The sequence below is a fragment of the Acinetobacter sp. ATCC 27244 genome (genome assembly GCF_000156555.1).
In the GTDB taxonomy this organism is placed as follows: domain Bacteria; phylum Pseudomonadota; class Gammaproteobacteria; order Pseudomonadales; family Moraxellaceae; genus Acinetobacter; species Acinetobacter haemolyticus.
Window position 1 is genome coordinate 1 of the sequence record NZ_GG666012.1, and the last position, 320, is coordinate 320.

Genomic DNA, 320 nt, shown 5'->3' on the forward strand with positions numbered 1-320 from the left:
CAATAAATGCATCACTGGTGAACTGACTGCCCTGGTCTGTATTAAATATTTCAGGTGATCCATATTTTTCAATCGCTTCATTTAAAGCCGAAATACAAAAATCCACCTCCATACTAATCGATACCCTATGCGCAAGTACCTTGCGGCTATGCCAATCAATCACAGCACATAAATAAACAAAGCCTTTTGCCATAGGGATATACGTTATATCCGTACACCACACTTGATTACTGCGCTGAATAGCCAATCCTTTGAGCAGATATGGATATTTACGGTGAGCTTGATTGGCCTGACTTAGATTTGGTTTACGATATAACGCA

At 39.7% G+C, this 320-nt stretch carries 1 protein-coding gene; it reads right to left on the minus strand.

Annotated features, from left to right (window positions below; translation table 11 throughout):
• On the minus strand, positions 1-320 hold a 320-nt coding region (locus HMPREF0023_RS16020; RefSeq protein ID WP_008942605.1), incomplete at both ends, for an IS3 family transposase.